The following is a 9,410-nucleotide window of genomic DNA, read 5'->3' as shown; positions in this document are numbered from 1 at the left end:
TCAGAAATACTGTTTTTTTGAAGAATTGAATCAAATTCTTTCATAAAATCATCTAAAGAACAGAAAATTTCTATAATTTTATCATCAGAAATCATAAGCAGAATATTTATTAGTAAATTGAAATTCAGTACTTTAATTTACGAAATATTCTGCTTTTTTATTGCTTATTTTTTAAATATCTTACGTCGAACTCACGTTAATTATGAAAATTTTATGTACAGCTTTAATGATATTTTTTATCTCATTGCAATCACAAGCACAATCTGAAGGAGGAAATAGAGTGCCTGTAAATAACACTACAAATAATAATGTAGATACTGATGATTTAGCCACTAAAATAATGAATAAGATTAATGCTTGCGAAGATGCAGAATGCTTTGTTACTTTCTATAATTCTATGGCAAAAGTTTGTTCTGGTTTTAAAGATAAAGAATCTGGTAGAAAAATAATAACAGAAATATTAAAGTTAATTGATAAGAAACAAGATGGAGTTTTGTTTGATGTTTATATGTCTAAAAATAACAAACATCAAAAATACTTTATAGAATGTGCTAAAAAGTTACCCACTGAGTTAATGTCAGAATTAAAAAGAAAATCACAAGAATATTTAGATAAGAACTAAAAAGATTTAATATTCAAAGAAACTAAAAACATTTCCTCCATAACGTTTATCATAACTATGATTTTTATGCTTTGTTAAATCTGTATGTTTAGAATGCTCTACAATTAAAACACCTTCTTCATGTAGAAGGTGCTTTGTAAAAACTAAATCTACAATTTTTAAAAACTGCTCTTCTTCAAAGTCATAAGGAGGATCAGCAAATATAATATCTGTTTTTAATGTTGTTTTTTCTAAGAATTTATAAACATCACTTTTATAAGTATTTATAGGTAGGTCTAACTCTTTAGCTGTGTTATTTATAAATTTAATACAACCAAAGTGAGCGTCAATTGCATAAATTGTTTTAGTACCTCTAGAAGCAAATTCATAACTAATATTACCTGTGCCTGTAAATAAATCCATAACAGAAATGCTATCAAAATAATAAGTATTATTTAAGATATTAAACAAAGATTCTTTTGCCATATCTGTTGTTGGACGAACAGGTAGATTTTTAGGCGCTTTTAAACGTCTACTTTTGTATTTTCCAGAAATTATCCTCATGATCCTAAAAGTATATAATTTGTGTGTTTAGAAGCTTCTAAAGTTTTAAAGATGTTGTTTTTACTTTCTAAAAAGAAAACATTTCTAATATATTGATATGTAATATTGTAAATTTCTGATTCTTTTTCAATAAGACCCGTAAAATATAACTCTATTTCTTCTACATTTAATTTTAGTTGTTCAAAAGTAAATAAGATATAATAGATAAAATCTTCTTTGGTTTCAAAATAAAATGAATTTGAAAAAATTAATTGTTTGTTTTGTAAAACAACAATATCAATATTATCATTACTAACATTAACAAATACATTTTTTTCTTTAGAATTATGTATAAAAATTAATTTTTCAATTAAAATAGTTAGATGATGTTTGTATTCAAATTCTCCAAAATTTTGAAAGAGGTAATTATTAATATTTACATAAGGGACAAAAATATTTTTTGCAGCTATAGAGGGTAAATCATCAAATGTAATATAATCTGTAGCTAATGTTTTAATATTAAAATTAAGGTATTCTGTTAATTTATTTTGGTTAAAGAACCTATTTGGTACCAACGTAAATAAATTATTTTGATGCACAACTAAAACAGAAGAAAAGTCTTTTTGTAAAATAGAATCAGTTTTAAAAATATGTTCTATTTTAGATAATAACTTCTCTGGAGTTATTTGTTTTTCTTCAAAAATATAATCTGCAAAGTAAAGTGTTTCTGCTGTATTAGTAATACAAAAAGAAAATCCATCCAAATTAAATTGGATGGATAACTTTGTATCTTTTGTGTTTGATAAAGTAATATTGCTATTCTTTTTTATCACCTTCTTTTTTATCATATGAAGGAGGCCAGTTACCACCAGTTGTTACTTCTTCTAAAGAACCTACAGAAACAAATTCACCTTTAATTTGGTCAGTAGCAACAGCTTCTAATTCTTGTTTAATTAAAGACTCATTCATTCCTTTTAAAATGGCTGCTTTTTCGGTTTTAACAAAGAAAGTTGGTACCACTAATCCTTGTACTTTTTCTACAGTTCCTATTTCAACATCAAATTCTTTACCGGCAACACCAGGAACTTTAAACATATTTTGGTAATCTCTACCTTTAAAATATTTTGCTACAGGTTCGTAACCAATAGTATCTGTAATTCTTTTCTCAACATCAATAACAATTCCACCACCTCTATCTTCTTTTTCTACTATAGTTTTAGTTTCTGTTAAAGCTAATTGAGCAGTATCAATAAATTGAATTAAATTAGATTTATTGTCTGTGTATTTTCCTGTTACTTCAAAATGCTTTACTTCTGCATCTCTAATAATTTTTAAATTATTAATAACCTTGCTGTATTTTACAACTTTGTTTTTATTAAAGATTATTGGCTGCATAATACCATAGTAAATTTTATAAACTAAAAATACTGTTAAACCTAAAAGTAAAATAGAAGCAATCCACTTTAGTTTTAATGGTAAATATTTAACTATAATAATAGCTAAAAGTATTGCAACTACAACCGCTGCCAAAATCATTCCGAGTAATCCCATTTTATTATGTTTTTTTAATAGTCTTAAGCAAATTTACAATTTTTTTTTAATCATAAAAACTTTTATTTACAAATCAATGTATCTTTGTTACATTAATTTTTTTATGAAAAAAAAAACAGCAGAATTTTACCAAGAATTGTTAAAAAAGTTTCAATTTTCACCAACTTTAAAGCAAAATGAACTTTTACACTTTTTAAGTGATTTTACATTTAGTGAAGATAAAGAAGCATTATTTTTATTAAAAGGATATGCTGGTACAGGTAAAACAACTTCTATTAGTGCTTTTGTAAATAGTTTATGGAAAACAGGAAGAAAAGCAGTTTTGTTGGCCCCTACAGGTAGGGCAGCAAAGGTAATTGCAGTTTATTCTAAAAAACCTGCTTTTACAATCCATAAAAAAATATATTTTCCAAAAAAACAAGCAAATGGATCTGTAGATTTTGTTTTACAACCAAATAAGCATAGAAATACAATTTTTATTGTTGATGAAGCTTCAATGATACCTGATGGAAGACAAAATCAGAAATTATTTGATTCTAGTTCTTTATTAGATGATTTAATTAGGTATGTATATGCTGGTCATCAATGTAAATTAATATTTATTGGAGATACAGCTCAACTTCCTCCTGTAAAGTTAGATGTAAGTCCTGCTTTAGAGCAAGATACATTAACGTATGATTATCATAAAAATGTAACAGAAATAGAGTTAGATGAAGTTATGCGTCAGCATAAAAGTTCTGGTATTTTAGCAAATGCTACCTTATTAAGATTAATGATTCAGAATAATTCAACTAATTTTAAATTTGATCTTGATTTTCCTGATATTCTTAGGTTAGAGGATGGTTATGATATAGAAGATGCTTTGGTAACAGCTTATGATAATGATGGAGTAGAAGATACTGCATTTATAGTACGTTCTAACAAAAGAGCTAATCAATACAATCAACAAATTCGAATGAAAATTCGAGGACAAGAAAACGAAATTTCTGCAGGAGATTATATAATGGTTGTTAAAAATAATTATTTTTGGTTAAAGGAGAATTCTGCAGCTGTTTTTATTGCAAATGGTGATATTTGTGAGGTTTTAAAAATATTTTCTATTAAAGAATTGTATGGTTTTAAATTTGCAGAAGTAGAGGTAAGAATGCTAGATTATCCAGAAATGCAACCTTTTGAAACGGTTTTACTTTTAGATACATTAACAAGTGAAACACCGTCTTTAACTTATGAAGAATCTAATAAACTATACCAAGCTGTAAAAGAAGATTATGTTGATGAAAAATCTAAATACAAACAATTTATGGCAATTAAAAAGAATATTTTTTTTAATGCCTTACAAGTAAAATTTTCTTATGCTATGACTTGTCATAAATCTCAAGGAGGTCAATGGCAAACTGTTTTTATAGAGCAACCTTATTTACCAGAAGGGGTTTCTAAAGAATATTACAGGTGGTTGTATACAGCTTTAACAAGAACTCAAGAAAAACTTTATTTAATTGGTTTTAAAGAAGAGTTTTTTAATGATTAACGTAATAAATAGTTAATAGAAATTGCCCCGTATTTATGACCATACTTATATCTTAAACCCTCAGATTTACTTGTATTGTAAATAAAAGCATAACCAAAATTAAATCGGTTAGCAGTAAATTTTATTCCTATTTCAAGATTAAAAATAAAAGGCATTAAACCTTTAGTTACTGGGCTAGTTGTGTTTAAGAAACTTCCTTCTATTGTTGCATCATATAAAGCATATCTAATCATTGGGTTTATATAGAAAAAAGATTCTATTTCTCTAAAAGAGTTATTTTGTTCATTATTTAAATTTGTACCAAAAGTTATAGAGTTTGTTAGTTTTTGTAGTGGTTTTAAGCCAACTCTAGAGTAAAAACCAGTTGAAGCATTTGTGTAAACAGTACCAATATTAATATTGTTAACCCAAGAAATATCTAATGAGTTATTTTGAGTTTTATATAATTGTTTTACATAATTAGCTTTAAAATTTATAGCTAGGGCATTTTCAATTTGATATTGCCATCCTACTGCTTTTTTAAAGCCATAAATATCATGTATAAATTGTTGTACTTCTTTGGCTTTTGCATTAGAACCAATGACCCCAAATTGTATAGAAGTTTTTAAAATTTGTTCATTTTTATAAACTCTATTTACCCCAAAATTACCATATAAATAACCTGCAAAAGGTCTGTCGTGTTCAAGTATGTTTGTAACTGTAGGTTTGTATGGTGTATACATTTCATGTTTTAATTGCCATTCTATAATTTTTTTTTCTAAAGCTTCTTTTTTGTTTTTAGAAAGGTATTTATATCCTAAAAAAATACCACTTGTATAGTAGCGGTCTCTTATAATAGAAACATATAAATCGTTATCTGTAATAAAACTAATTTCTTTAGAAAATTTTTCTTGAGAAATTGTTAGTGTAGCCACAAATAAAAAAAGCGTAAAGATAATTTTTCTCATAAACAACAAATATAATAGAACTCCATTAAAATGATGATTTTTTTATTGCTTTCTAAAAAAAAAGTAGTTAATTTAGAGCAAGTAAAATAAGTTAATGGATACTAAAAAAGGATTAAGTTTAGAAGACTTTATAAATGCAAAATCAAATGAAGATTTGTTTGCGCTTATTAAAGAAAAAAATGTTGCATGTAAAAAAGTAAAAGAAACAGTTTTATATAATGAAGAATTACGTTTACTTCAAATAGAACTTGTTAAGTTACAAAGATGGATATCTAATAACAATAAACGTGTTGCTATCATATTTGAAGGAAGAGATGCAGCAGGAAAAGGGGGAAATATTCGTAGATTTATGGAGCATTTAAATCCACGTTCTAGTAGATTAGTGGCTTTAAATAAACCTACAGAAATAGAAAAAGGACAATGGTATTTTCAGCGATATATTAAAGAATTACCAAACCCGGGTGAAATTGTTTTTTTTGATAGAAGTTGGTATAATAGAGCAGTTGTAGAACCTGTTATGGGGTTTTGTACAGACCAACAATATAAAGAGTTTTTAGTGCAAGTTCCTGAGTTTGAGCACATGATGTATGAAGATGGAGTTATTATTATTAAATTTTGGCTTTCTATAACTAAAGAAGAACAATTAAAACGTTTTGAAGGAAGAAAAGAAAATCCATTAAAAAGATGGAAATTTAGTCCTGTAGATAAACAAGGACAAATTCTTTGGGATAGATATACACACTTCAAAGAAGAGATGTTTTCTAAAACACATACATCTTATAGTCCATGGATGATGATAAAAACTAATGACAAGAAGGTTGCAAGATTAGAAGCAATAAGACATGTTTTGTCTAAGTTTGATTATGAAGGCAAGGAAGAAGCAAAAACGGTTTTAAACCCAGACCCTAATGTTGTAATGCGTTATTATAGATCTAACACTCAAATAGATTAAGTTATTATGGAAATATCACCAAAAAATTTAAAAAAACTAAATTCTAAAAAAGGGTTGTTAGCACTTTTATCTAAACAACCTTTAAATATTGATAGAGCAATTAGATATGTAGATTATCAAAAAAAATTAGAAAAACTACAAATAGAATTAATTCGTCTACAAACATGGGCAATTAACCAAGAAGAAAGAATAATTGTTATTTTTGAAGGAAGAGATGCTGCAGGAAAAGGAGGTGCAATTAGAAGATTAACAGATCGTATTAATCCACGTCATATGCGTATTGTAGCTTTGCCAAAACCAACTGAAGATGAACAAACACAATGGTATTTTCAAAGATATATAGAACAATTACCAAAAGCAGGTGAAATTGTTTTTTTTGATAGAAGTTGGTATAATAGAGCTGTAATTGAGCCTGTTAACGGTTTTTGTACGTCAGAACAGTATACTATTTTTATGAATCAAGTAAATGATTTTGAAAGAATGATTTTAGAATCTGGAATTCATGTGGTTAAAATTTATATGTCTATTTCTAAAAAAGAACAAGCTAAACGTTTTGCAGAAATAAAAAGTGATCCATTAAAACAATGGAAAATGACAAAATTAGATGAAAAAGCACAAGATTTTTGGGATGAATATACAGAGTACAAAAAAGCGATGTTTGAAAAAACAGATACAGAATTATCTCCCTGGAAAATTATTAGGGCAAACAGAAAAACAGAAGCTCGTATAAATGTGATTAATCACATTTTAGATAGAATTCCTTACGATAAAAATTTAGAAATTTAAACTAGTAGTTTTTTAACTTCAGCAAAAATAAAATATACTTCAGCAGCAATTTGTTGGTTGGTTTTTAAATAAGATTCATCTTGTAATTCTGTACCATCAGAAGATTTTGGATCTACAAACGGTAAATGAAACCTATAAATTGCTTCAGGTATAAAAGGACAGTTAGTATCTGCATTATTACAAGTTGTAATGGCTATAAAAGGTTTTGTGTTTTCTTTGTTATCAAACCTTTTAGAAAAACCAAAAATAGACTTAGAAGTTCCTTTAAAAGAAATCACATATTTAGGATTCTGATGAGAAAAATTTGCTAAATGAAAAGTAAAACCAACACTCTGTAGTGTTTTTACTGTATTTCTATAAAAAGCAGTTACTTCTGTTCCACCTGAAAAACTATTTATATTTAAATTAAAATAATTTGCTGCAAAAAAGCCCCAAACTTGTCCTAATTGACTTCTTCTAGAGTTATGTGTGCAAATAAAGTTTAAATTAACAATACCTTCATTTTTGTATTCTACTGCTATACCTTTAGAAATCTTAACAAGTAATTCTTTTCTGTCGTTAGTTAACGTTAATGCATTAAAAGCATTTAAAAAGAAATTTTCAGTAGAAATGGCAGAAGTATTCATCATCCTTGTTATTTTTGCACAAAGATAATACCTTCAATACAGAAAACAAATTAATACAAGGTTAAGAATGTGTTTAGAAATAGGTAGTAAAGTAGCAGTTTTAGATGATGTGCTTAAAGGTAAAATTATTAATATTAATAATGGCGATATTTCCGTGCAAACAACTGATGGTATGATTTTTAAATTCAATTCTTCTGAATTGGTGAAAATTGATGTTGAACAACATGACTTAACTAAATTTAATGATATTAATAACTCACTTTTAAAAGAAAAAATAGCAGATAATTTACCTAAAAAAAGTTTGTTTAAAAAGGAAAAAAAAGAAGTTATTTTAGAAGTTGATTTACATATTAATCAATTAGTAAAATCTACTAGAAATATGGATAATTATGATATGTTAAACCTTCAGTTAGATACAGCAAAAAATAAAGTTGAGTTTGCTATTTCTAAAAGAATTTCTAAAATTGTTTTTATTCATGGAGTAGGAGAAGGTGTTTTAAAATCTGAACTTCAAAGATTGTTAAGTAAATACCCAATAAAGTTTTATGATGCTTCTTATAAGAAATATGGTTTAGGAGCAACAGAAGTTTATATTTATCAGAATGCTAATTAATTGTATTTTTAACTTATGAAAACTATTTATTTAGATAATGCTGCTACTACTCAAATGGATAGAGATGTTATAGAAAAAATTCATTCTTCTATGCAAGAGAATTATGGAAATCCATCATCTACACATCAATTTGGACGAAAAGCAAAATCTGCAGTAGAAACTGCAAGGATAAATATTGCAAAACATTTTAATGTGTCTGCAAGTGAAATTGTATTTACAGCAGGTGGCACAGAAGCAGATAATTTAATATTAAAAAATGCAGTTTTAAATTTAGATATAAAAAGAATTATTACTTCTAAAATAGAACATCATGCTGTTTTACATACTTGTACTTTTCTTAAAAAAGCATATAATATAGTTATCGAATATGTAGAGCTAGATGACTTTGGTTCTGTAAAAATGGATCATTTAAATGATTTACTTTCTAATTCAGAAACTAAAACACTAGTTAGTTTAATGATGATTAATAATGAGATTGGAAACCTATTAGATATAAAAAAAGTTTCTGAAATTTGTGTAACACATAATGCACTTTTTCATTCAGATACAGTACAAGCAATTGCTCATTATTCTATAGATTTAAAAAAAACACCCATAGATTTTATGGTTGCTAGTGCTCATAAATTTCATGGACCAAAAGGTGTTGGTTTTGCATATTTTAAAAAAGGGTTTGGAATTGTTCCTATGATTCATGGCGGAGATCAAGAAAGAGGTGCAAGATCAAGTACAGAAAATGTACATGCAATTTTAGGAATGGAAAAGGCTTTAGATATTGCTATTTCTAATTTAGATAAAGATAAAGTATATATAGAAAATTTAAAATCATATTTAATCTCTAGTTTAACTAAAACTTTAGAAAATATAGAGTTTAACGGACATTCATCTGATTTGCAAAAAAGCAGTTATACTATTTTAAGTGTGCGTTTTCCTTTTGTAAATAACATGCTTTTGTTTAGTTTAGATATGGCAGGAATTGCAGTGTCAGGAGGAAGTGCTTGTCAAAGTGGAAGTAATAAAGGCTCTCATGTTTTAGATGAAATATTAAAAGATTCTGAAGCTATAAATACTTCTATTAGATTTTCTTTTTCTAAATTTAACACAAGAAAAGAGTTAGATACCTTAGTAGAATTTCTAAAAAAATAAAAGAGTAGCCGTAAGGTTACTCTTTATATATATAATACGTGGGGTATTATATATTAATTAACAGACTCAAAAGGGAGTAGTTGTTATTTATTTATTTATTTATTTATTTATTTATTTATT

11 protein-coding genes are annotated in these 9,410 nt (G+C 26.6%); 6 read left to right on the top strand and 5 right to left on the bottom strand.

From position 1 onward, the window contains the following. Nucleotides 1–202: 202 nt before the first annotated feature. The gene (locus ABJG40_RS08395) at nucleotides 203–622 is read left to right on the top strand and encodes a hypothetical protein (RefSeq protein ID WP_348024140.1); all 420 of its coding nucleotides are present in this window, start codon (nucleotides 203–205) and stop codon (nucleotides 620–622) included. A gap of 6 nt (nucleotides 623–628) precedes the next feature. On the opposite strand, the gene ABJG40_RS08390 is transcribed toward ABJG40_RS08395, so the two are convergent. The 3 genes from ABJG40_RS08390 to ABJG40_RS08380 are packed head-to-tail and all read right to left on the bottom strand — an operon-like array spanning nucleotide 629 to nucleotide 2,695. Continuing rightward, nucleotides 629–1,165, bottom strand: coding sequence for an RsmD family RNA methyltransferase (locus ABJG40_RS08390; RefSeq protein ID WP_348024139.1), 537 nt, complete (start codon nucleotides 1,163–1,165; stop codon nucleotides 629–631). Next, nucleotides 1,162–1,992: a DUF3822 family protein gene (locus tag ABJG40_RS08385; protein ID WP_348024138.1), complete on the bottom strand. Its 831-nt coding sequence runs from the start codon at nucleotides 1,990–1,992 to the stop codon at nucleotides 1,162–1,164. Before ABJG40_RS08385 ends, ABJG40_RS08390 begins: the two co-directional genes overlap by 4 nt. Further along, the gene (locus tag ABJG40_RS08380) at nucleotides 1,961–2,695 is read right to left on the bottom strand and encodes a hypothetical protein (RefSeq protein ID WP_348024137.1); all 735 of its coding nucleotides are present in this window, start codon (nucleotides 2,693–2,695) and stop codon (nucleotides 1,961–1,963) included. Before ABJG40_RS08380 ends, ABJG40_RS08385 begins: the two co-directional genes overlap by 32 nt. A gap of 103 nt (nucleotides 2,696–2,798) precedes the next feature. Here ABJG40_RS08380 and ABJG40_RS08375 point away from each other — a divergent pair, with 103 nt between their 5' ends. Continuing rightward, a complete protein-coding gene (locus ABJG40_RS08375; RefSeq protein ID WP_348024136.1) occupies nucleotides 2,799–4,223 on the top strand; it encodes an AAA family ATPase in 1,425 nt (474 codons plus the stop codon). Here the strand turns inward: ABJG40_RS08375 and ABJG40_RS08370 are convergent. Beyond that, nucleotides 4,220–5,170 carry a lipid A deacylase LpxR family protein gene (locus ABJG40_RS08370; protein WP_348024135.1) on the bottom strand — a complete coding sequence of 317 codons (951 nt, stop codon included), beginning with the start codon at nucleotides 5,168–5,170 and terminating at the stop codon, nucleotides 4,220–4,222. The two genes, ABJG40_RS08375 and ABJG40_RS08370, sit on opposite strands and share 4 nt — an antisense overlap. A gap of 94 nt (nucleotides 5,171–5,264) precedes the next feature. On the opposite strand from ABJG40_RS08370, the gene ppk2 (ABJG40_RS08365) reads away from it, so the two are divergent. Both ppk2 (ABJG40_RS08365) and ppk2 (ABJG40_RS08360) read left to right on the top strand, forming a co-directional pair. After that, nucleotides 5,265–6,122 (top strand): polyphosphate kinase 2, encoded by an 858-nt coding sequence (gene ppk2 / locus ABJG40_RS08365; protein WP_348024134.1) that lies wholly within the window; start codon nucleotides 5,265–5,267, stop codon nucleotides 6,120–6,122. 6 nt (nucleotides 6,123–6,128) lie between these two features. Then, nucleotides 6,129–6,908: a polyphosphate kinase 2 gene (gene ppk2, locus ABJG40_RS08360; RefSeq protein WP_348024133.1), complete on the top strand. Its 780-nt coding sequence runs from the start codon at nucleotides 6,129–6,131 to the stop codon at nucleotides 6,906–6,908. Here ppk2 (ABJG40_RS08360) and ABJG40_RS08355 read toward each other — a convergent pair. Next, nucleotides 6,905–7,537, bottom strand: a complete 633-nt coding sequence (locus tag ABJG40_RS08355; RefSeq protein WP_348024132.1) for a hypothetical protein — start codon at nucleotides 7,535–7,537, stop codon at nucleotides 6,905–6,907. The two genes, ppk2 (ABJG40_RS08360) and ABJG40_RS08355, sit on opposite strands and share 4 nt — an antisense overlap. A gap of 64 nt (nucleotides 7,538–7,601) precedes the next feature. On the opposite strand from ABJG40_RS08355, the gene ABJG40_RS08350 reads away from it, so the two are divergent. Together ABJG40_RS08350 and ABJG40_RS08345 are read left to right on the top strand one after the other, a co-directional pair. After that, the gene (locus tag ABJG40_RS08350) at nucleotides 7,602–8,147 is read left to right on the top strand and encodes a Smr/MutS family protein (RefSeq protein ID WP_348024131.1); all 546 of its coding nucleotides are present in this window, start codon (nucleotides 7,602–7,604) and stop codon (nucleotides 8,145–8,147) included. Nucleotides 8,148–8,162: 15 nt separating this feature from the next. Beyond that, on the top strand, nucleotides 8,163–9,290 hold the full coding sequence (locus ABJG40_RS08345) for a cysteine desulfurase family protein (protein ID WP_348024130.1): 1,128 nt from the start codon (nucleotides 8,163–8,165) through the stop codon (nucleotides 9,288–9,290). The last annotated feature ends 120 nt before the right edge of the window (nucleotides 9,291–9,410 follow it).

Source organism: Polaribacter sp., from assembly GCF_039939415.1.
In the GTDB taxonomy this organism is placed as follows: Bacteria; Bacteroidota; Bacteroidia; order Flavobacteriales; family Flavobacteriaceae; genus Polaribacter.
This window is presented reverse-complemented; position numbering and strand designations above follow the sequence as displayed.